Origin of the sequence: Amycolatopsis sp. MJM2582, from assembly GCF_000754115.1 — a bacterium.
Lineage (GTDB): Bacteria > Actinomycetota > Actinomycetes > Mycobacteriales > Pseudonocardiaceae > Amycolatopsis > Amycolatopsis japonica.
The window spans coordinates 702,358-723,270 of record NZ_JPLW01000005.1 but is presented as its reverse complement, the minus strand read 5'-3'; the positions used below and the strand labels follow the sequence as shown (position 1 = coordinate 723,270).

The following is a 20,913-nucleotide window of genomic DNA, read 5'->3' as shown; positions in this document are numbered from 1 at the left end:
GCTCTTTTCCTTCTTCTCAATGTTAGCCAGGCCTTCACGGACTTGGGCCCCGAGGCCGGTGTGCGCGGAGGCGTGACTCGCGTGATCAGAGACGTGACTCGCGTGATTGGAGGCCGCACTCGGGGTGTTCCGCCTCTGATTACGCGAGTTCCGGCTTCGATCACGCGAGTGCGGCCGATCGGTCCAGGTGGACGCGACCGCTCAGCCTCGGGTGATGAACGGGGGTTGCAGGGTGCGGAGCACGACCAGGATCGGATTCGACGCCGCCGTCCCGAATTTCGGGCCACCGACCGAGGTCACGTTCACCGTGCGCGGGCCGATCAGGTCGTGGTGGAAGATCAGGAAGTACGCCTCGAATCGTCCATCGGCGCCGACGGTGACCTGCCCCGGCGCGGAGATGCCCGCCGACCAGGCCAGCCGGACCACCGCGCCCGGCGGGAAGTCCGTTCCCCGCACCCGCGGGACGAAGCCGAGCGTGCCGATCTTCGGATCCAGTTCGACCACCGGCTGCCGGACCACCACACGCGCGGCCGCCCTGTTGTCCCCGGCGTTGTTGTCCGGCCCGGTCGTGCTCACCGTGCCGGACACCTGGCCATCGAACGCGGCCTTCGCGGCCAATGAGATCCGGACCGTCACGGTCTGCCCCGGCCCGAGCGTCCCGAGCGCGCAACTTCCACCACCCGGCACACAGCCGGGTGCGGCCGATGTCGCGGGAAGTTGTGGTGGTAGCTGGGTCACCAGCCGGACGGCCGGCATCGGGGCCTGGGAACCGTTGTGCACCAGGAAGGTCAGCACCACGTCGTCGCCGCCGGCGAACAATGGGACCGCCGAGACCGACATCCCGACCGACAAGGATCCGGGGGTCACCGGTGGCGCCGGCTTTTCGCCGACCGTCACGACCGCTGCGGCGGAGTTGTTCCGTGTGTCGGCGTCGGGTCCGGCCGTGGTGACCGTTCCGGTCGCCGACTGCGCTCCGGCGACCAGACCGGTCGCACTGAACCGCACCCGTACCTCCTCGCCCGGCACCAGCGTGCCGAACGCGCACACCAGTTCCGGTGAGCAGGCGCCCTTGGTGGGGACGGCCGCCGCCGGTCGCAGTCCGGCCGTCAGCCGGACGAACAACCCCACCACGGGCGACGCGGTGGCGCCGCGGTTGCTCACGACGAACTCGAACGTGGTGAGCCCCTCGAACGGGATCGCGGCGGGTACGGCGCTCGTGCTCACCGCGAGGTCGGGAATCCGTTGGAACGTGGGCTGCGAGGCACCACCGGGGCCATCGATCAGGATCCGGCCGTCGCCGCCGGTGAACGGAACGACCGCGACCCGCGGCGGAGACTCGCCCGGCGAGTTCGTGTACGCGACGAGCCCGCCGTCCGGCGACCAGGCCGGATCGTCGACGTATCCCGTGCGCTGCACCAGGACCCGGGTCGCGCCGCCGTCGGCGGGAGCCACGCAGACCAGCGCGTTGCCGCTCTGGAACGCGAGGGTGGCCCCGTCCGGCGAGACGTCCGCCGCGCCTTCCGCGCCGGCCCCGCAACCCGGCCCGAACAGCGACGAAAGGTCACGCTGGTCTCCCGGCACGACGACGTCGGGCGAAGGCTGGGTCAGGGTGACCTGCCACAACTGCTTCCGCCGCTCCTCTCCCGGCGGGGCGACGGCCATGACCGCGGTCTCGACGGCGGTGCCGTTCTTCCCGCGCGCCGTGCACGTCACCGTGGTGGCACCGACCGGGAACAGGCTGCCGGACAACGGAGTGCAGCTCGGCTCGAGCGGGCTCCCGTCCACGTCCACCGCGGTCGCGGGATACTCGATCACAGTGGGGCCGGTGCCGGTCACCGTCCGGTCGTGCAGCGTGATCAGGGGCAGCGCCGGATCCTTGACGCGCACGGTGACGTTTTCGGTGTATCCCGGCCGCACGGTGGACTCCCCGTTCAACCGGAACTCCACGCGGCAACGCAGGAAGGAACCCACCGCGGCCGTCTGCGACACCGTCGCCGTTTCGGTGAACCGCGCGTTCGTGCCGCCGGGAACACTCTGCGGCCCCGCGGGATCGAACGTCAGCGTGAGGCCGGGATCGCAGGAGCTCACCGGCTGGACGCTGACCGGGAGATCACCGATACCCGCGATGATCGCCTCCGAGATCCGGCCGGCGTCGGTGTCGGGTGTGAGGACACCGTTGGTGGCGCCGGTGACCGCGGTCGCCTGTCCCCGCGCGTCGAGGCCGCGGTCGGGATCGGTGCTCGACCCGCCGGTGACCGCGGGAACGGCCACCACGCTGATCTTCGCCGCGTTCAGTGCGGCGATCACCTCCGCCCTCGGCGGGGTCTCGTGACTCGCGGCGTCGCCGACGAGGACGACGACCCGGCTGCTGCCCGGACGGAAGGTGATGGCTCCGGTCGCGATCTTCTGCAAGGCCAGAAGCCAGTCCTCGGCGGTGTCGCCACCGCCGCCCGCCTTGATCCGGGCGAACGCGTCGGACAGCAGCTTCCGTTCGGCCTCGGTACCCGCCGGGGTCAGCGGCTGCTGAACGTAGAACGACCGCGGGATGGGTTGATCCTTGTCGTCGTTCACGTCACCGAACGCCGCGACGGCGAACTGTGCTTCCTTCTCCCGTTCCCGCACGCTGTCGATGACCGTGCCGAGGTTCGTCTTGACCCCTTCGATCACGCCGCCCATGGAGCCGGTCTGGTCCATCAGCAGGACGACGTCCGGCAGGGACCGGATCCGGTCGGTCTGCACCGTCTTGCCGATCCGTGTCGATCCGCCGCGCCCGACCGGCACGTCCACCGTCGCGGGGTCCACTCTGGACGGTCCCGGGGGCCCGATCCGGGTGGCGGCACGGGTGAGCGTGATCTTCGTCCCGTCCGCCGACCACACCGGCTGCGAATCGTCACCGCGCAGATGCGCCGGGATCGGGATGTCGCCGAGAACACGGCCGTCCGCGACGCGCACGATCCGCACGAAGCTGTCGGAGCCCTCACCGGCCGACACGGTCCGGGTGAACGCGATCTTCGTCCCGTCCGGCGACCATGCCGGATGGCGCTCCCGTTTGCCGCGCTCGGCCGCGGTCAACGGCCGCGGCGCGCCGCCGTCGGCGTTCGCCACGACGATCTGACTGTTCCGGACCTCGCCGGTACCGAATTCCGTGTAGGCCAACGAAGTCCCGTCCGGGGAAAAGGCGGGATCGGCTTCGTCCACGTCCGGCCGGTTCGTGAGGTCGCGACGGTCGCCGCCGCGCGCGTCCGCGCTCCAGATGTCGGTGGTGGCCCCGCCGCGGAGCTGGGTGAACACCGGCTGCCCGTCGGCGCGGAACGTCGGTTCGGTCTCGCCGATGCCGGACAACGCGGAGATGACCGAGACCTGACCACCCGCGACCTGTTTGACGTCACCGAGCGGATCCGGTTGCCGGGTGGTGAAGGCCAGTCGCACGCCGTCCGGCGACCACGCGGGCTCGGACGAGTCACCGGGCTCCGGTACCGCGCGGGTGACGGCGCCGCTGGTGTCGGCCATGACCACGACGTCCCCTGCCGGATCGAATCTGGTGGTGGTGAACGCGATCCGGGAACCGGTGGGTGCCCAGGCGGGCTGGGTGTCCGCGGCAGGGTCGTTGGTCAGGCGCGTCGGCGCGCCGCCGCCCGACGACACGGTGTAGAGGTCACCGGCCGGATCCTCACCGGTACCGCTGAACACGAGACGGCCGCCGTCGGGCGACCAGCTCGGCGAATCGTCCGCGGCCGGTCCCGACGTCACCTGACGCAGCCCGCGGCCGTCGACGCCGATCACGAAGATGTCCTTGCTGCCCGTGCGTTCCGAGACGAACGCGACCGACGAACCGTCGGGCGACAACGCCGGATGCGTGTCGACGGTCGCATCGTCGGTCAGGCGCACCGGGACCTTGGTGCCGTCGCGCAGGTACCAGATCTCGCCATCGCGTTCGGCGCCGTCGCGGACGGCCCGTTTGCTCACCCACACCAGGCCGCCTTTGCTTGCGGACGCGTCGGAATCGACGCTCCCGGCGCCCGGGGGCAGTGCCGCGCCGGAGGCCTGGACCAAGGCCGTGGTCGCGGCGCTGACGTAGCCGACGCGGTAGGGCGCGGCGGGAGGCGCGGGCTCCTGCGCCGCGGTCGGCGCGAGCACCCCGGTGATCGCCGCCCCGCCCAGCACCGCGACGAACGCGATCGCCGCCACCGCTCGGTTCGGGCGCATGGTCATCCAGTCCTTCCTCCGCCGGCCTCGAACAGCTCGATCTCGGAGATCGCGACGTCCATGCCGTCCAGCGAGCGATGCAGCCCGACCACATGCAGTTCGACGCTCGTCGCGCCCGCGCTGTTGTCGATCGGGATCTCCTGGGCGTCCGGCGTGTCGGCCAGCACCATGTCGTAGGTCTTGCCGGTGGAGAACACGAGATGCAGGGTCTTCGGCCGGTGCGCGGCCTGGAAGTTCGCGCCGTTGCCGGAATGCACGATCGCCTTCCGCAGATCCACCGGATGGTCGAAGGTGAACACCAGCACGGGTTCGCCCTGGGCGGTCGCCGCCCAGAAGGTGTTCTTGGCGTTGTCGCTGACCAGGTTCCCCGGATGGCCCGGCGACTGCGCGTTCGCGGTCACCTTGCTCGGGCGCACCGGGTTCAGCTTCGTCTCGAAGATCCCCGTCACCTGGCTCCACAGGCCGAGCGCGGCGGTGTTGATCGCGCCCCGGAACGGCTGGTACAGCGCGTAGATCAGCGCCGAGAGCACCAGCATCACCGCGATCACCCGCCGGACGGCCTTGCCCACCTGGCGTCGCGCGGCACCGGCCCGGCCGACACGGCGGCGTACACCGTCCTTGCCCGGCCGCTCCCCCGCCTTGTGCTCCCGGGGTCCGCGGCGGAACAGCCGACGCCACCACGACGTCTTCACGACTTCCGACTCGGCCAGGGACGCGCCGCACCGGCCGCAGAAGTTGCGGGTGGGCACGTTGCCCTTGCCGCATCTGCCGCAGATCAGGTCACCCGGACGGAGGACCTGTTCCTCGGCCGTCCGCTGTGGCGGCTGCCGGACCGGCGCGAGCGGTTCGGCGGGCTGCACGACCTGGGCCTGGGCGACCGGCTGACGCACCGCGACGGGTTCCTCGTCGTCCCATTTCAGGTACCGTCCGCATTCGCCGCAGAACTCGACGTCGGCCGGACCCTGATGCCCGCATTCCCGGTAGATGACCATCCGCTACCCCTCCACCACTTCCACCGTGACGCGCACGTGGGCGGGCACCGCGTCCACGACCGTCGCCGTCAGCCGCCGTTCGTCGATCCGGCTCCGCTCGGGCACCCGCACACGCACGTGGACCCACGGCGGCCCTGGGTCCGGGAGCGGCGCCCCGGGCTGCGGCGACGCCACGACACCGCCGCTGTCGGTCACCTCGACCGCGCCACCGGTCAGCAGCCGCACGTGTTCGGCGAGCCCGCGCTGGGTACCGCGCCACCGATGCAGTTCGACCGACCGGGTCACGAGTTCGCGCAAGCGGACCGGGCTCCAGCCTTCGTCGACGCGCAACGCCACCCAATGCGCCAGCCAGCCGACGAAATCCTCCGGCGCCAGGTTCGGGTCGAGGTAACCGGAAAAGTTGTCCAACGTGGCGAAGACCGGTGCGAGCACCTCGTCGAGCGCACCGGTGAAGCCCTGGACGAACCGGTCCTCCGCGTAGACCGAGGGCAGTTGCTCACCGATCGGATGCGGGCTCGGCAGCCCGGGCACGGCCGCTCTCATCGGTCACTCTCCCGGACCCGGACCTGATGCCCGAACGAGAACGCGAGCGCGTGGGGCGGCAGATCGAGCCGGTCGACCTGTTCGCCGCGTTCCCGCGTCACCGGATTGGCCGCGAACAGGCGTACGTCCTCCACCATCTCGACCCCGGGAAGCCGTTGCAGCACCGCGAAAACCTCACCCGACTGCACCGGCCGCCCGAACGGCCAGCCGTCGCCGTCCGGCCCGCCGGTCAGCGGGTTGAAGTAGTCGTAGAGCGCCTGCGTCGCCCGCGGGCCGAGGGTGCCGGGGCTGGTCCGGCGGCGCGACCGCAGCCGGGCGACGACCGTGACCCCGTGGTAGAACGGCGCTTCCACGGACACGAGGGCGCCGACACAGCGACGTTCGTCCAGGTACCGCTCGATCCGGGTCCGCATCCCGGGGTCGAGCATCAGCGTCGCGAATTTCAGCTCGCCGGTGTCCGGAACGGCGGGCACGACGAGGACGCGGATCGCGCCGGTCTCGCGGCCGTCGGGGCCGTGCGCGGGTACGCAGCGCACCCTCGCCGCCTCGGGCGCCGCTTCGCGCGCGAGCTGTTCGTAGTCCTCGGCGGTGACGGCGCGGTCGCGGGTGCGCAGCAGCAACGGGCCGCGAACGGCCGCGTCCCGCACCGATTCGCCGTCCACCCCGCCGGTCGCCGGTCGCCGGTTCACCACGCTGCTGACGAACGGGATCGGGTCCCGTTGCACCTCGAGCACTTCACGGGCGACGTTCCCGCGCCGCCCGCCACCGGCCCGGTAGACGGGCACCCGGATCGCGGCGGCCTTGGCCGGAACGGCGCCGTAGTACCGGATGCCGCCCTCGGGCTGGCGCACGGCGGGGCCGAACGCGATCTCACCGGCGACCCGGTCGAGCTGGACGTGCCGGTCCTCCGGGCCCGATTCGGCGAACGAGGACACTTCGGTCCACTCCTGCCAGCCGTCGGGACCGGACACCTCCACGATCAGCTCGTCCCCGCCCGCCACCACCGGACGCCTGCCGAGCGGGAACCGCTGTCCGGGCAGCCCGTCCGAGGTGCCGACGATCTCGCCGTGCACGACCTCGGCGTGCACCGCGCCGACCGTGCCGCCGATGGTCGACGCCTCGACCGAGCGCAGCCGCGGCGATCGCTGGAAGAACGGCTGATTCTGCTTCGGTTCCGTCAACCGGCAACGGATCCAGCCCGCGTGCCGCCCGGCGAGCACCGACGCCGAATGCCCCGGCGGCACGTGCAGCACGACGTCCCCCGGCCGGTTGAACGCGCCGGTGCTGTCCCGGTCGATCTCGCCGGCGGCCCAGCCGTGCCCGTCCCATGCCTCCCACACCCACGGCGGGTCGTGCGGGTCGACACCCTGTCCTTCGACCTCGCAGTCCATCCGCAGCAGGACCGCGCAGCCGGGCACGGCGTCCGACAGTCCGAAGTAGACGATGTCACCGGGCGCGGGGTTTTCGGCGAAACACGCGGGTTCGCCGCCGACCAGCAGCTCGTCGGTGCGGTCGACCGGCGGCACACCGGGGTCGGCGTCACCGGTGGCCAGACCCGTGAGCGAACACGGCACGATCGTCAGCGTGCGCTCCACGGTGAACACGACGGGGTCCTCGACCTCGTCGCGCACACTCGCGACCTGCTTTCCCGCGGAGACGATCACCGGGACGTCCCGTGCCGCCGAGAGCCAGAACGTCACGTCGGTGCGCGCGGCGGTCGGCGCGAACAACCGCACGCCGATGAGATCGAGGAACCGCAGGTAGTGCAGATCCGGCACGCGGTTGAGCCGGTAGAGCACCTGGTCGACCATCTGCGCGAACGTCTCGATCAGCGTCACGCCGGGGTCGGAGACGTTGTGGTCCGTCCATTCAGGACAGTTGCGCTGAACGAGGTACTTGGCTTCGTCGACCAGGTCCTGGAACCGGCGGTCGTCGAGGTTGGGCACGGGCAGCGACATCACGCACCGTCCTGAATGGACTCGTGCGGCGGGATGACGTAGAACGGGAACACCAGGTTGCGCGGGTCGTTGGTGCCGCGCAACTGGTACTTGATGTCGATGAGCAGCGTGCCGCGCTCGGCCTCGGAGAACCCGACCACCACGTCGGTGAGCGTGATCCGCGGCTCCCACCGCTCCAGCGCGGTGCGCACCTCGTAGGCGATCTGTCCCGCGGTGGCAGAGTCGGCGGGCGCGAACACGAGATCGTGCACCGCGCAGCCGAACTCCGGGCGCATCGGCCGTTCGCCGGGAGCGGTCGCCAGGATCAGCCGGATGCTCTCGACCACCTCGCGCTCGCCGCCGACCAAGGCGATCGAGCCCGTCGCGTCGGTGCGCACCGGGAACGCCAGTCCCCTGCCGAGGAAATCCATGTCAGCCTCCGATCAGGACGGTCGGGCAGCCCAGGACGATCGGCGCGCCGCAGGCGGCCAGGTCGCCCATGCGGGCCGCGGGCAGGCCGCCGATCAGCACCGTCGGACAGCCCGGTGGCGCGATCGGCGTCGGCGGGTGCACGGCGGGCGGCGGGAACGAGCAGGTGTGCAGCGTGCCGACGGTGGCGGCGGGCATCCCGCCGATGAGCACGGTCGGCACACCGGGTCCGGCGATGACGCCCGGATGCCCGGTCGGGTCACCGACCCTCGCGGCTGGTGGCATGCCCGCTCCCCTCAGTTGATCTTGACCACGCCGCCGCGTACGGTCACGACACCGCTCGCGGTCAGCTCCGTCTGGCCCTGTCCCTTGACCGAAACCGTCGCGCCCTCGACGTTCACGCCCGCCGTGCCCGACAGCTTCAGGCTGCTGCTGGCCTCGACGGTCGCCTCGGTCGCCGACTTCACGGACACCTTCTGCCCCTTGAGCTCCAGCGGACCGCTGCCCGCGTCGATGCTCACCCCGTTCCGCGCCTTCACCGTGACACCCTTGCCGCTGGTCACCTCGATCATCTGGTTCTTCTGGTCGAGTTTGACCACGAGCTTCCCGTCCCCGGACGCGACGACGATGCCGTCCTGTTCGGCGAATTCGAGCTTGTGTCCCTTGCGGGAGACGAAACCCCGCACGGCGATCTCGCCGCTGTTGCCGTCGATCGGCGACGTGGTGAACTTCGGCACCGCGTCTACGCCGTTATACAACCCGCCCAGGACATACGGCGCCTCGAAGTCGCCTTGCTCGAAGCCGACGAGCACTTCGTCGCCGACCTCGGACATGACCATCGCGCCCCGCCCGCTGCCCGCGCCGGGTTGCACCGTGCGCGCCCAGTTGCTGGTGAAGTTCTGATCCAGCCAGGGAAAGGTCAACTTGACCCGGCCGAGCCCGGCGGGATCCTTGGCGTCGGTGACCACCGCGGGCACCACTCCGGGCCACGCCGAGGTCTTGGCGCCACCGGCGACCAGCCCGTAGAGGGAGCGTTCCTGCCTGCCGGAGACGGCGAACTCTGTGGTGTAACCGACTTCCGCGTTGAACAGGTGCCGCGTGCTGGTGAGCGTGTACTTGCCGGCGAACGGTTTGCCGACGCCGGTCAGTGTCACCGCCGCGCCCGCCCGGAGCTTCGGATTGCCCTTGGCGACCCCGTCGAGTTCGGTGCACGCGCCGCCGAGTCGTTCGGACAGCGCGACCGCCGCCGCTTTGGCCTCGGCCTGGGTCCGGCGCGGCGTATCCGCCGAGACGTACTTGGGGCTGGAGAACTTGTTCGCGAGCGCGACCGGGTCGACCCCCTCGACCTCGGTGCCCGCGTTCTTCGGTTTTTCGGCGGCCACCACCGGCTTCTTCGTCGTGACGTCCCAGCCCCGGGCCTCGACCTCGGGCACTTGCTCGGCCGCGGTGACACTGGCGCGCAGGCTGACCAGCGTCCGGTGTGCTTCGAGCACCAGCGGGTCGGTGTTGGCCTTCGCGGTGGTGGCGGGTGCGGCCGAAGGCTTCTCCGCGAGCCGGAAGTTCAGCGCGCCCTCGCGCACGGCGATCTGGGCGCCGACCGACTCCGCCAGCCGGGAGAGGAAATCCCAGTCGCTGACGTTGTCCTGGCTGAATTGCGTATGTGGACGGCCGCCGATCCCGGGGACCTGATCGATCTTGCCGACCTTCAGCCCGGCGCGCTGGGTCACCTTGGTGACGACGTCCGCGAGCGTCATCCCCGGGTAGACCGCGACCCGGCGGCCGCGGAACAGGCGGTGCGCGTGGTCGTACCCGCGCACCTCGGTGAAGGTGCCGATCCGGTCGAGGTCGATCGCGACCGCGGTGACCTCGCCGGAGAGCAATTCCTGCGGGGCTTCGGGATCGGAGGTCTGCACCTTCAGCTTGATCTGCGCGCCGACGGTGAACTTCCCCTTGTCCAGCACCACGTGCCCGGAGTCGCGGAACCGGAGGACGAACATGTCCGGCAGGTTCCGGCTGTCGTCGACGTAGGCGTAGGAGAGCAGCGTCTTCACGTCGTCGGGCAGCGGGCTCCCGGCGACCTCGACGACGAGGTTGTTCGCGAAGCTCTCGTTAGCCATCGAGTTCCTCCAGCGCCGGCACGAGCAACCGGGTGCCCGGCCGCAGCCGCATCGGGTCGTCGATGTCGTTCGCGTCGGCGATCTCGCGCCACTTCCCCGCGTCGCCGTAGGCACGGAACGCCACCGCCTGCAGGGAATCACCGGCGACGAACACGTGGGTGTCCCGTGCCGCGAGCGCACCCGAGGTCGGGTTCTGCCCGCTCAGCTCGCCGGCGATCTCCTCCAGGTTCACCGTGCAGACCGCGCGCACCGGAGTACCCGCCGGGGTGAACAGCGTGTACTTCGCGGTCACACTGGCGACATACGCGGGGAAGCCGGTCATGCCGCCCCATTTGAAGATCACCCACGGCGGCGAACCCTTGCCGTGCTGGCGGCTCTCCTCGGTGGCGACACAGCAGGTGAAGAGCTGCTCGACCTTCTTGACGACGGCGTCGTCCATCTTGTCGGTGGCGTCGAGGAACATCTCCAGCGCGAGCTTGCACGGGTCCGAGCCCTTGAACTCGGGCGGTCCGCTCTTCTTCGCGTTGCGCTGCGGGTCACGGCCCCATTTGGCGTTCTTGGTGAGCGAGAGTTCCTTGGGGTTGAACTGGAACTTGATCTCGAACAGTTTGGCGCCGGGCTGCCCGGTGCCCCCGGATTGCGGAGGTTTGCGGACCTCCAGCAGCGCGCGCTGGAGGTTGTTCGGCGCCGGTTCGCCGGAACCGTACGCCGCGGGCGGCTGGGATCCGGCGGAGGTGAACGTGACGGGTGAGGACATGGCTAGCCCTTCTTCGTCGGGCTGAGGAAGCCGTGGTGGGCCAGTTCGAGCGTCTCGGTGGCGACCTTCGGCGAGTCGGGCGAAAGCTGCGGCCCGCTCCAGCGCACGGGGACGACCCCTTCGAGTGACCAACTGGCGATCACAGTGCCGTCGAGCGTGCGCGCTTCGATGGTCGCGGTCTTGCGCTCGATACCGCCCGCCATACCGGCGAACCATTTCGTGATCTGCGAGCTGGCCTCGGTGACCGGGCGGGACAGCTTGATGTTGGAGTACTTGATCCGCGTCGGGAGCTGCCAGACCATCCCGTTGTTGCCGCCCTCTTCCCGCTGCTCCATGACGAACTCGCAGCCCAGCCCGTCGCAACTGCTGAAGGCTCCGAGGTTGCCGAGGTTCTTGTCGTCGAGCTTGACGACGTAGCAAACGGCGACGGCTTCTTCCGCGTCCGGCATCGGCTTCTCCTTCAGTGCGGGCGATCGGTGAGCGCGCCGCGGCGCTCACGGTCGAGGCGGAGTTCGGTCTTCAGCCGCCGCAGCAGCGGGTCGAAAAGCTTCTTGACGAGTTCCTCGGTCTCGGGCTGCGCGGCCGGTGCCGCCTGCGCCGCCTGTGGCGTCGCGGGCGCCGGCGCCGCGGGTGGCGGTGCGACGGGCTCCGGCGGTGGTGGCGTTTCCGGGTCGCGCTGGACGACCGGGGGTTCAGGCTGTCGCGGCACGACGGCGGGCGGCAGGTTGAGCACGAGACCCTTGCCGTCGGCGACGGGCTCGCTGGACACAATGCGTTGGACGGATGGCGTTTCGGTGGTTCTCGCCACCGGAGGCATCGTCGTCGGCTGATGGAAGGTTTCGGTGTCTTGGCGTTGAACAACCGCCTTGGCCGTGATCGTCTCTGGCATGGGCGGGGTCCTCGGTGATGCGGAAGGCAGCGGAGTGACACCCCCCTCGCTCAGCAAGGCGGTCAGGGTCGGGCGCTGGCTCACCGCCGCCGGTGCGGGCGAGACCGCGGTCGTGCCATCGACGACTCGTGCCACCGGCAGCGGTGACGTCGAGATCACCGATACCGGTGGCGCGCTCACCGAGCCGCCCGGCGTCCCGGGCGGCTCTGGGGTTTCTGTTGTCCAGGAAAGGATTCGTGGTGGTTCGGGCGGGCGGAAGGTGGTGTCGGGCGAAGAGCGCGACGAGGTGACCGTCGGCAGGCTCGGCGGCGGTTCGAGCGCTCGGGAGACCAGGGTCGGCGCCTCCGCATGCTCCTGTGGCGGTTCGTCGCGGAGGCGCTGCACGGGCCTCTGAACGAACGTAGGCTCCACCGGCGATTCGTCGCGTAGGCGCTGCACCGGCCGCTGAGCCGCTGGCGATTCATCACGCAAGCGCTGCACCGGATTCTTGACCGAAGGCAAATCCCCTGCCGATTCGTCACGCAATCGCTGAACCGGCCGGGGAGCCGACGCAGGCTCGCCCGGTGACTCATAGCGCTGCACCGGCCTCTGGATCGACGCCGGGGCCCCCAATGACTCAAAGCGCCGCACCGGCCCCTGAACCGACAGCGGCCCTACTGGCGACTCGTCCCGCAAGGGCTGTACCGGCTGCTGAACCGACACAGGCTCGCCTGGCGATTCATGGCGCCGCACTGGTTCCCGAACCGCTAGCGGTTCCGCTGGCGATTCATCCCGCAAGCGCTGCACCGGTCCCAGAACCGACGGCGGCCCCACCGGCGACTCATCACGCAAACGCTGCACCGGCTTCCGAACCGAAGGCCCGGCCTGCGGCACATCCCGGTGTTTCGGCGACGGAAGGTCCAGAGCCGATTCGACGACCGAACGCTGGACGGCCGGTGCGGAAGTCGGCCTCTCCACGGGCATTGCCGGAAGAGTCCGCTCCTCCCGCGCCACGTCACCCGGCGCCGAAACCGTGGGCAGCACCGGAGTCTCCACATCACCCGCCAGCGGCGCGTCCGCCTCGGCGACGTTGTCTACTACTACTGGTGCGTCGACACTCGGCGGCTCCGCCTGGACCGAGTCCGGCAAGATCGGCGCACCGAGCCCCAACCGCCGCGGCGCCGCCTCGACCTGTTCTGTCCGCTGGACGACCGGCAGCGCGGGCCGCGGTGTCACCACCTCCGACGTGGGTGGCTCGGCGGGGAGCGGGTCCGGAACCTGGACCGGCACGGTCTCGGCATCGGCATCGACCGGCTCGGGCGTGGACACGATCGGGTCGTGGTCAGGTTCGAAAGTCTCGACTGCCAGCGGTTCGACCGCGGGCTCCGGCGTGGGGACCGGAGCGCTCGGGGTTTCCGACCGGATCGCTTGGACCGTCCTCATCGGCGGGCGCGCCGACGAACCCGCGGTGGTCAACGGCATCGACGGCCGGTCGGCGTCACGAGACGCCGCCGCGACGGCCGGAAGCACGAGCGTGGCCGTCGGCTCCAGCGCGATGGTCGGCTCGAAAGCCGGCCCCGGCTCTTCCGGCAACGGCTCCACATGCGACTGCACGGCAGGGACGGATTCCTGTTCAGGGACAGGACTTTCGGGATCGTCCGGTTCGGCGGCCCGCTGCACCGACATTCCCCAAAGACGGGACAGCACACCACGTTTGCGGGCTGCCCGCTGCACCACAGGCATGTCCGGCGGTGGCATCGGCGCCCGCGCGAGACCATCGATGACGCCCGAAGGTTCCGCCGGACCGACCCGATGTCCCAACGGCTCCAGGTACGCCGGGCTCCGCCAGGACGTCAGCGAGGCACTGAATCTCTGCACCGGATTGATCAGCGGATGCTCGGCGACGACGCGCTGGATCGGCGGCAGGCTGCGCCATTCGGCACGGGTCACCGGCAGCGGGGCCGGTGCCGCCGCTTCCGGGGGCGGGCCCGGCTCCTTCCTGCGCCACGTCCACATCGAAGCGTCACCGTCCCTCGCTCATCCGAGTGTTGATCCGGGCGATCTCGGCGACGTAGGTCAACCGGTCGTGGTGTTCGAGGTCGAGGATGTCGTCGAGCGACCAGTGCAGGTGGTAGGCGACGTACGCGACTTCCTCGTGCAGCCGTCCGGCCGCGTACGTCACGATTCCCCCAGGCGGTCGCCGGCGACGTCGACGACGAACTCGTGGCCGCACTCCGGGCAGGCGACGCCCGCCCGCGTATGGCCTTCGCTGTTGATCCGCCGGTACATGTCCTGCAGGAACGCCAGATCCGAAGCGAACAGGTTCTCGATGACTCCGGCGTGCACGTCGGTGACGTCGCCGATCCGGGTGATCACCCTGGCCAGCAGCACCACCGTGAGGAAGGCCGAGTTCTCGCGCACCCGGTCGTCCCGCAACGGGACGAGCTCGTCCCGCGCGGTCGCCAGCCGCATCACGCCGGAGTGGTGCACGTTCCCCGCGTCGTCGACGTAACCGCGCGGGAGTTCGAACGCGAACTCGGTCCGCAGCTTCGGCCGCGCCTGCGCTTCCGGCACGACGGGGGCCTCTTCGGTCGGCGCCGACGCCATCACCCTGCGCATGGGCTCACTCGACTTCCATCTGCTCGTAGGTGACCACGAGCTTCTCGGTGAGCACACTGGTGTCGCCCGCCTTCAGTGCGCCGATCTCCAGGCTCTTCGGCCACGCGTTGGTGAGCTTGTAGCGTTTGATGGGGGCGCCTTCGTAGTCGTAGACGATGATCGCGCCGCCTTTACGAGCGGAACCCATTTTGCCGAAGTGCGCGTCCTTGACCCATTTCTCGAAGCTGCTGTCCTCGGTCAGACCGCGGGTCAGCGTCACCTCGCCCGCTTTCGGGCGGCCGGGGAGCTTCTTGATGACGTACTTGCCGTCCACGGTGTTCTGCTTGAGCTCGATGACGTCCTGCTCCATCTTCAGTCCGGAGACCTCGGAGATCTGCTTGATCTGAACGCCGTCGATCTCGAGCCCGAAGGAGCAGCCGACGGCCTTGTCAAGATCGGGAAGTGCCATTTCGGAGCCCTTTCACTATTCGTTGACCAGGCTGGTGCCGCCGGACATCTGGGCCAGCCGGAAGATCACGAACTCCGCCGGTTTGACCGGCGCGATGCCCACTTCGCAGATCACCTGGCCGAGATCGATCCCCTCGGCCGGGTTGGTCTCCCGGTCGCATTTCACGAAGAACGCTTCGTCGGGAGTGAGGCCGAACAGCGCGCCCTTGCGCCATTCCATCACCAGGAAGGCGCTGATCGTGCGCCGGATGCGGGCCCACAGCGCGTCGTCGTTCGGCTCGAACACGACCCATTGGGTGCCGTTGAGGATCGATTCCTCGAGGTAGTTGAACAACCGCCGCACGTTGAGGTAGCGCCACGCCGGATCGCTCGACAGCGTGCGTGCGCCCCAGATCCGGATCCCCTTGCCCGCGAAGGAGCGCACGCAGTTCACGCCGATCGGGTTGAGCAGTTCCTGCTCCGCCTTGGTCAGATGTGTTTCGAGCGCCAGCACGCCGCGGACGACCTCGTTCGCCGGTGCCTTGTGGACACCACGGGTCGCGTCGGTGCGCGCCCACACGCCGGCCATGTATCCGCTCGGCGGCACGTAGGTGTTGGTCCCGCTGGCGGCGTCGAGCACCTGCACCCACGGGTAGTACAACGCCGCGTACTTCGAGTCGTAGCCGGCCTGGTCCATCCGCCAGGAGCGGACCTCCTGCGGGTTGAGCCCGGGCGGCGGGTCGACGATCGCCATCCGGTCGCCCATCAGCTCGCAGTGCGCGATCATCGCCAGCTGCACGGCCTTGACGCCGTCGAGGTCGATCAGATCGCGCTGGTGGGCGGCCATCAGATCCGGCACCGCGACCATGGTGATCTCGTCGATCGCCTCCAGGCCGCCGAAACCGGTGCGGTCGGCGACGTCGCCGACGTAGTCGTCGGCCGCGATGCGACGCGGGACGGGCGGCGGCTGCGGCGGCTCGGTGAGCACCGCGGTGCCACGGTCCGGCTTCGCCACCGCGCCGCCGGTCGCGAGCTCCTCGATCGTGATGAAGCTGGACTTCTCGCGCACCAGTGTGACGACGTTTTCCTTGGTGCGCTTGGTGGTCACGTTGTGGGTCTCGACGACCTTGCCGTCCTTCTTGACGAGCACGGTGAACCGGTCGTCGCCGGGGTTCTCGCCGGTCGGTTCGGTGACCTCGACGGTGAGTTCCCCGGTCTGTCCGCCACTCTCGAGCTCTTTCGCGACGAAACGGTAGCCGCCGAGCACGGCCTGGCGCGTCGCAGTCTTGGGTGCCGCACCGTTCTCCTGCCCCCGCGGGCCGCCGATGCGGACGATGTAGCAGTTGGCACCGCCGTTGAGGAAGTAGCCGTAGACCGACTGCGCCAGGTAGCAGCCTTCGACGAAATCGCCGAAGGTCTGGGTGAACTGGGTCCAGTTGGACACCAGGGTGGGCGTGTTGAAGGGGCCGTCCGCCGCGAAACCGACGAAGGCGGCGACGGCGGTGCCCACACCCTCGATCGGCCGGGCGCCGGCCTCGATCTCCTCGACGTACACACCCGGCGTGAGATAGGTGGGCATGCGTGCCTCCCCTTTTCGGTGCACTCGCTGACATCGGCGATGCTCCTGGGTGGACGTTCGCGGCGGAACGACCGAGCGGATAGGTCGGCGGGAACCAATCTCTGCCCGAAAAGGCAACTGCCCGTTCGGGCAGCGGTGCCCGCCCCTCCGGCTGTTGGCAACCGGCCCGGCGAAGCCGAAAGTGGAGGCATGCCGGCGGGCCGGGACAAGGTGACACAGGCTCCGGCCACGCCACCCGCGCGGCCGGTCAAGCCCGCGCGCCGGGCCACCCCGCCCGCGCTGCTGCGGCTGCAGGCCGCCGCGGGCAACGCGGCGGTGACCCGCCTCGTCGGTTTGCAGCGCAGCAGCTGTCCCGCTCCCCCGGTCGCGCCCACCGGGGTCACACCCGCGTCGGACCCGAAGTTCGGGTCGCTCAAGAAGGACGTCAGCGGGCAGGCCAAGGCGGCCAAAGCGCATCCGCCCGCCTCCGCGGAGGTCAAGAAGGCGCAGGACGCCGCGGTCGCGCCCGCCGACGACAAGGAAGCCCAAGCCAAGGCGGCGCAAGCGGACAAGATGGCCGCCGCCAAACCGGCCGGGTTCGACAAGGCCGCCTTCGTCGCCGCGGTGAACGCCGCCGTCGCCAAGCAGGCGCCGCGAAATCTCGACGAGGCGGACAAGTTCGCCTCGTCCGGCAAGGCGGACCAGATCAAGTCCGAAGTGATGGGCAAGGTCACCAGCGGCAAGGACGCTTCCGCCAAGGACGTCACCGAGCGCACCAAAGAAGCGCCGGACACCGGCAAGGCCACGGAAAAGCCGGTGAAACCGCTGCCGGAAACCTCGCCGCCGCCCGCGTTGTCCCCGCCGGACGCACGCAAGGCCACCCCGGACAAGGCCCCGCCCGCCCAAACCGACCTTCGCGCCGACCAATGCGAAACCCACGGCAAGATGGCCGAGGCCGGCGTCACCGACCAGCAGCTGGCGCAGTCCAACGAACCCGAGTTCACCGGCGCGCTCGCGGCGAAACAGGAAGGCGAACAGCACACCGCGTCGGCACCCGCGGCGGTCCGGGAGTCGGAGGCGGGCCGGCTGGCCGCCGTCACCGGCGCGGCACAGGCGTCCGGCCAGGCCGCGATGGCGGGTATGACCGGCGCGCGGTCGTCGTCCGGGCAACGCGGGCAGGCGGCGAAGTCGGCCACGAAGGCCAAGGACGAGCAGGACCGGGCGCGGATCACCGCGGAGATCAAGGCGATCTTCGAGGAGACCAAGACGAAGGTCGAGGGCGTCCTCGGCGCGCTCGACGAACAGGTGGCCAAGCGGTTCGAGACCGGCGAAGCGGCGGCGAAGGCCGCGTTCACCGCCGACCACCAGGCGCGGATGAAGAAGTACAAGGACGAACGCTACGACGGCGTCGCCGGCGCGGCCCGCTGGAGCTACGACCTGTTCGCCGGCCTGCCCGCCGAGGCGAACAACCTCTTCCTCGAAGCCAAGAAGGTCTACGAGTCGAAGATGCAGGCCGTCATCGGCGAGATCGCCGATTTCGTCGGCCAACAGCTGACCGAAGCGAAACGGCTGATCGCGGAGGGCCGCGAACGCGTGCGGCAGAAGGTCGACTCGCAGTCCCCCGCTCTGCGCAAGATCGCGGGCGAGGCGGCCAAGGAGTTCGGGAGCCAGTTCGACGAACTCGAGAACTCCGTCGACGAGAAGCAGCAGGCGCTGGTCGAGGATCTGGCACAGAAGTACAGCGAAGCCCGCAACGCCGTCGACGAAGAGATCAAGGCGCTGCAGGCGGAGAACAAAGGTCTGTGGGACAAGGCGAAGGAGGCGATCGGCGGCGCGATCGACACGATCCTCAAACTGAAGGACATGCTGCTGAGCGTGCTGGCGCGGGCGGCGAACGCGGTCGGCCTGATCATCGCCAAACCGATCGAGTTCCTCGGCAACCTGGTCAACGCGGTCAAGACCGGCGTCATGAACTTCGGCGCGAACATCGTGCAGCACCTCAAGGACGGCCTGAAGGCCTGGCTGCTCGGAAACCTGGCCAGCGCGGGCATCGAGATCCCGGAAACGCTGGACGCCAAGGGCATCCTGAAGATGATCATGTCGCTGCTCGGCCTCACCTGGGCGAGTGTCCGCGCGCGGATCCTCCGCTTCATCCCGGAACCCGTGCTCGCCAAACTGGAGCAGACGTTCGAAGTGGTCAAGATCCTGATCACCGAAGGCGTACCGGGACTCTGGCGCTGGGTGATCGAGAAACTGGGCGACCTCAAGGAGCTGGTGCTCGGCCAGATCAAGGAATTCGTGATCGAGAAGATCGTCAAGGCGGGCATCACCTGGATCATCTCGATGCTCAACCCGGCCGCCGCGTTCATCAAGGCCTGCAAGGCGATCTACGACATCGTCATGTTCTTCGTCGACAAGGCCGCCCAGATCAAGGAGTTCGTCTCGTCGGTGCTGGACTCGGTCGAGTCGATCGCCCGGGGCGGCGCGGGCGCGGTGGCCGGGCTGATCGAGCGCACGCTGGCGAAGGCGCTGCCGATGGTGCTCGGATTCCTGGCGAGCCTGCTCGGGCTGGGCGGGATCTCGGAGAAGATCAAGTCGATCCTGGAGAAGGTCCAGGCCCCGGTCGGCAAGGTGATCGACACGGTGGTCGGGACGATCGTCAAGGCCGGGAAGAAGATCTGGTCGAAACTGAAGGGCAAGAAGAAGGACGGCGACAAGGACACCGCGAGCAGCCGCAAGGTCAAGGAGGACGCACGCCGTCGGTTGTTGGCCGCCGCACCCACTTTGCACAGCATCCAGGACCTGCGTCAGGCGGCGGCCAGGATTCTCGGCGAGCTCCGGCCCGCCGGGCTCAAGGATCTCAGGGTGATTCCGGGCCAGACCACGGACGAGTTCAGTGTCGAGGCCACCGCCAGCCCCGGCACTCCGGTGATCAAAGGCAAGAAGGGATCACGCGACGCCCAGGCCACGGTCACCGTCAACGCCAGTGTCACCTTCGACAAACCTCCGAAGTACAAGGAACGGTTCGGCTCCACCGCGGCCAAGGACAGCAGCGGCAACGTGCTGATGCAGGACGGGAAGCCGGTCATGGTGGAGAACACTCTGCCTGCCACCTTCGGCGAATCGCGCGGATACCGGCAGCTGGGCGGCACGGTGGGTGGCATCATCTTGCCACCGGCACCTGGGTCGACCGAAGCGAAGCTGCGGACCTGGAACACCGGAAACCCGGTGAAGATGTCGAACTCGAGTCATGCGGAACGGCAACTCTCCGACTGGATCCGCAATGATGCCGACAAGTCCGCCGTGGTCACCGACGTCAACATCGTCCTCACCGGCAAATACTCGCCGTGCCCCGGCTGTGCGAGCACTCTGAAAAGTCTTCGCGCTTTGCTGCTGGACCGGCTCAGAGAGCACAACGCCAAGGCTCCGGAAGGCAGCAAGCTCACCCTCAAAGCGTCGATCGACTATTCGAATACCCGGAATCTCTACCCGGACTGGCCGGACGCCGCCGCTTGCGCAGCGGCACTGAGCGGCTGGAGTGTGAATGGCGCGCCGCCGAAGGAGGACGCGGACGGCAACTTGACCATCACGCCGGCGGGCCCTTGAGTGCTTGATCAACCGGACAGTCTCGCAAGGAACCTAGGATTCTTCCTCGGTTTCTTCCTCGCGCTGCACGTACGTCTGCGCCATCTTCTCCTCTTCGCCTTCCTCGGCCTCAGGAGCTTCCTCGCGCTGAACAGCGGCAGAATCCTCGGCGGAGTGCCCACCGTCCTCACAACGCTGAACGGCGGAGGTAGGCGCGGGAGCCGCCATCAGCCGGTCCGCGTTCGCGACGGCTTCGCGCTCGAACCGATCCGAGGGATCCGAAACCTTCACCCCGCCACCGGCGTCGGTCCCGTCCACCGGCCCGCTGCGTTGCTGGACGACATGGGTCAGCTCGTGCGCGAGCATGTGCTTGCCCGAATCCGAACCGGGGTCGTACTTGTCCCGCTGGAACACGATGTTCGAACCCACCGTGTAGGCCTGCGCGTTGACGGATTTCGCCGAGTCGTGCGCGGCGCCGTCGGTGTGCACCCGGACGGCGCCGAAGTCGTGCCCGAAGCGGCCCTCCATGTCCGCACGCGTCGCGGCGTCCAAAGGCGCGCCGCCGCCTGAGCCGACGACGTCGTGCACCGGCGAACGTTCTTCTTCGACCAGGGTGCTCACGCCCGCGTTTCCCACGGCGCGCTGCAGGTCGAGCAGGCCGGCGGGGCCGAGGACGTCGGTACGCCCGGCCGCGGCGGCGCGGCCCAGCAGACCGCCCTCGTCCCGCTCTATCCGGTCGCCCTTCGGCCGCAGGCTCGGTTCAAGGTCGTTGTCGTGACTGTGCCCGCGCATGGTCCGCTCCCTCGGTCGCTACGCCGCCCGTCCAGCTTGCGCCGTCGTCGCGCCGCGCGCCAGGTTGCGGTGCGCGGCCGGAAG

16 protein-coding genes are annotated in these 20,913 nt (G+C 69.5%); 1 reads left to right on the top strand and 15 read right to left on the bottom strand.

Going from position 1 to position 20,913, the window contains the following annotated elements; translation table 11 throughout:
• Nucleotides 1-201 precede the first annotated feature (201 nt).
• The 14 genes from ED92_RS31185 to ED92_RS31120 are packed head-to-tail and all read right to left on the bottom strand — an operon-like array spanning nucleotide 202 to nucleotide 16,473.
• Nucleotides 202-4,212: a DPP IV N-terminal domain-containing protein gene (locus tag ED92_RS31185; protein WP_152611047.1), complete on the bottom strand. Its 4,011-nt coding sequence runs from the start codon at nucleotides 4,210-4,212 to the stop codon at nucleotides 202-204.
• Nucleotides 4,209-5,198, bottom strand: coding sequence for a zinc ribbon domain-containing protein (locus ED92_RS31180; RefSeq protein WP_037344471.1), 990 nt, complete (start codon nucleotides 5,196-5,198; stop codon nucleotides 4,209-4,211). The genes ED92_RS31185 and ED92_RS31180 overlap by 4 nt, the downstream gene beginning before the upstream one ends.
• 3 nt (nucleotides 5,199-5,201) lie before the next feature.
• Nucleotides 5,202-5,741: a phage tail protein gene (locus ED92_RS31175; RefSeq protein WP_037344469.1), complete on the bottom strand. Its 540-nt coding sequence runs from the start codon at nucleotides 5,739-5,741 to the stop codon at nucleotides 5,202-5,204.
• Nucleotides 5,738-7,699, bottom strand: a complete 1,962-nt coding sequence (locus ED92_RS31170; protein ID WP_037344467.1) for a putative baseplate assembly protein — start codon at nucleotides 7,697-7,699, stop codon at nucleotides 5,738-5,740. Before ED92_RS31170 ends, ED92_RS31175 begins: the two co-directional genes overlap by 4 nt.
• On the bottom strand, nucleotides 7,699-8,109 hold the full coding sequence (locus tag ED92_RS31165) for a GPW/gp25 family protein (RefSeq protein WP_037344464.1): 411 nt from the start codon (nucleotides 8,107-8,109) through the stop codon (nucleotides 7,699-7,701). The genes ED92_RS31170 and ED92_RS31165 overlap by 1 nt, the downstream gene beginning before the upstream one ends.
• A 1-nt stretch (nucleotide 8,110) precedes the next feature.
• On the bottom strand, nucleotides 8,111-8,392 hold the full coding sequence (locus tag ED92_RS31160; protein ID WP_037344462.1) for a PAAR domain-containing protein: 282 nt from the start codon (nucleotides 8,390-8,392) through the stop codon (nucleotides 8,111-8,113).
• 11 nt (nucleotides 8,393-8,403) lie between these two features.
• The gene (locus ED92_RS31155; RefSeq protein WP_037344461.1) at nucleotides 8,404-10,224 is read right to left on the bottom strand and encodes a VgrG-related protein; all 1,821 of its coding nucleotides are present in this window, start codon (nucleotides 10,222-10,224) and stop codon (nucleotides 8,404-8,406) included.
• The gene (locus tag ED92_RS31150; RefSeq protein ID WP_037344459.1) at nucleotides 10,217-10,981 is read right to left on the bottom strand and encodes a LysM peptidoglycan-binding domain-containing protein; all 765 of its coding nucleotides are present in this window, start codon (nucleotides 10,979-10,981) and stop codon (nucleotides 10,217-10,219) included. Before ED92_RS31150 ends, ED92_RS31155 begins: the two co-directional genes overlap by 8 nt.
• Nucleotides 10,982-10,983: 2 nt before the next feature.
• Nucleotides 10,984-11,430, bottom strand: a complete 447-nt coding sequence (locus tag ED92_RS31145) for a phage tail protein (protein WP_037344457.1) — start codon at nucleotides 11,428-11,430, stop codon at nucleotides 10,984-10,986.
• Nucleotides 11,431-11,441: 11 nt separating this feature from the next.
• On the bottom strand, nucleotides 11,442-13,865 hold the full coding sequence (locus tag ED92_RS42580) for a hypothetical protein (protein WP_152611046.1): 2,424 nt from the start codon (nucleotides 13,863-13,865) through the stop codon (nucleotides 11,442-11,444).
• Between the two features lie 7 nt (nucleotides 13,866-13,872).
• Nucleotides 13,873-14,031 carry a DUF6760 family protein gene (locus ED92_RS43060; RefSeq protein ID WP_016333592.1) on the bottom strand — a complete coding sequence of 53 codons (159 nt, stop codon included), beginning with the start codon at nucleotides 14,029-14,031 and terminating at the stop codon, nucleotides 13,873-13,875.
• Nucleotides 14,028-14,468 (bottom strand): hypothetical protein, encoded by a 441-nt coding sequence (locus ED92_RS31130; RefSeq protein ID WP_037344453.1) that lies wholly within the window; start codon nucleotides 14,466-14,468, stop codon nucleotides 14,028-14,030. Before ED92_RS31130 ends, ED92_RS43060 begins: the two co-directional genes overlap by 4 nt.
• Nucleotides 14,469-14,472: 4 nt before the next feature.
• Entirely contained in the window at nucleotides 14,473-14,916 is a 444-nt protein-coding gene (locus ED92_RS31125) for a phage tail protein (protein ID WP_037344451.1), read from the bottom strand.
• A 15-nt stretch (nucleotides 14,917-14,931) separates the two neighbouring features.
• On the bottom strand, nucleotides 14,932-16,473 hold the full coding sequence (locus tag ED92_RS31120; RefSeq protein ID WP_037344449.1) for a phage tail sheath family protein: 1,542 nt from the start codon (nucleotides 16,471-16,473) through the stop codon (nucleotides 14,932-14,934).
• A 189-nt stretch (nucleotides 16,474-16,662) separates the two neighbouring features.
• Here ED92_RS31120 and ED92_RS31115 point away from each other — a divergent pair, with 189 nt between their 5' ends.
• Nucleotides 16,663-20,058, top strand: a complete 3,396-nt coding sequence (locus tag ED92_RS31115; RefSeq protein ID WP_235213403.1) for a hypothetical protein — start codon at nucleotides 16,663-16,665, stop codon at nucleotides 20,056-20,058.
• 33 nt (nucleotides 20,059-20,091) lie between these two features.
• Here the strand turns inward: ED92_RS31115 and ED92_RS31110 are convergent, their stop codons facing one another.
• Nucleotides 20,092-20,829: a DUF4157 domain-containing protein gene (locus tag ED92_RS31110; protein ID WP_037344448.1), complete on the bottom strand. Its 738-nt coding sequence runs from the start codon at nucleotides 20,827-20,829 to the stop codon at nucleotides 20,092-20,094.
• Between the last annotated feature and the right edge of the window lie 84 nt (nucleotides 20,830-20,913).

Excerpts from the sequence above, each read along its gene's own strand:
- ED92_RS31185 (WP_152611047.1), bottom strand. The coding sequence starts at position 4,212 with ATGACCATGCGCCCGAACCGAGCGGTGGCGGCGATCGCGTTCGTCGCG.
- ED92_RS31180 (WP_037344471.1), bottom strand. The coding sequence starts at position 5,198 with ATGGTCATCTACCGGGAATGCGGGCATCAGGGTCCGGCCGACGTCGAG.
- ED92_RS31175 (WP_037344469.1), bottom strand. The coding sequence starts at position 5,741 with ATGAGAGCGGCCGTGCCCGGGCTGCCGAGCCCGCATCCGATCGGTGAG.
- ED92_RS31170 (WP_037344467.1), bottom strand. The coding sequence starts at position 7,699 with ATGTCGCTGCCCGTGCCCAACCTCGACGACCGCCGGTTCCAGGACCTG.
- ED92_RS31165 (WP_037344464.1), bottom strand. The coding sequence starts at position 8,109 with ATGGATTTCCTCGGCAGGGGACTGGCGTTCCCGGTGCGCACCGACGCG.
- ED92_RS31160 (WP_037344462.1), bottom strand. The coding sequence starts at position 8,392 with ATGCCACCAGCCGCGAGGGTCGGTGACCCGACCGGGCATCCGGGCGTC.
- ED92_RS31155 (WP_037344461.1), bottom strand. The coding sequence starts at position 10,224 with ATGGCTAACGAGAGCTTCGCGAACAACCTCGTCGTCGAGGTCGCCGGG.
- ED92_RS31150 (WP_037344459.1), bottom strand. The coding sequence starts at position 10,981 with ATGTCCTCACCCGTCACGTTCACCTCCGCCGGATCCCAGCCGCCCGCG.
- ED92_RS31145 (WP_037344457.1), bottom strand. The coding sequence starts at position 11,430 with ATGCCGGACGCGGAAGAAGCCGTCGCCGTTTGCTACGTCGTCAAGCTC.
- ED92_RS42580 (WP_152611046.1), bottom strand. The coding sequence starts at position 13,865 with ATGTGGACGTGGCGCAGGAAGGAGCCGGGCCCGCCCCCGGAAGCGGCG.
- ED92_RS31130 (WP_037344453.1), bottom strand. The coding sequence starts at position 14,468 with ATGCGCAGGGTGATGGCGTCGGCGCCGACCGAAGAGGCCCCCGTCGTG.
- ED92_RS31125 (WP_037344451.1), bottom strand. The coding sequence starts at position 14,916 with ATGGCACTTCCCGATCTTGACAAGGCCGTCGGCTGCTCCTTCGGGCTC.
- ED92_RS31120 (WP_037344449.1), bottom strand. The coding sequence starts at position 16,473 with ATGCCCACCTATCTCACGCCGGGTGTGTACGTCGAGGAGATCGAGGCC.
- ED92_RS31115 (WP_235213403.1), top strand. The coding sequence starts at position 16,663 with ATGCCGGCGGGCCGGGACAAGGTGACACAGGCTCCGGCCACGCCACCC.
- ED92_RS31110 (WP_037344448.1), bottom strand. The coding sequence starts at position 20,829 with ATGCGCGGGCACAGTCACGACAACGACCTTGAACCGAGCCTGCGGCCG.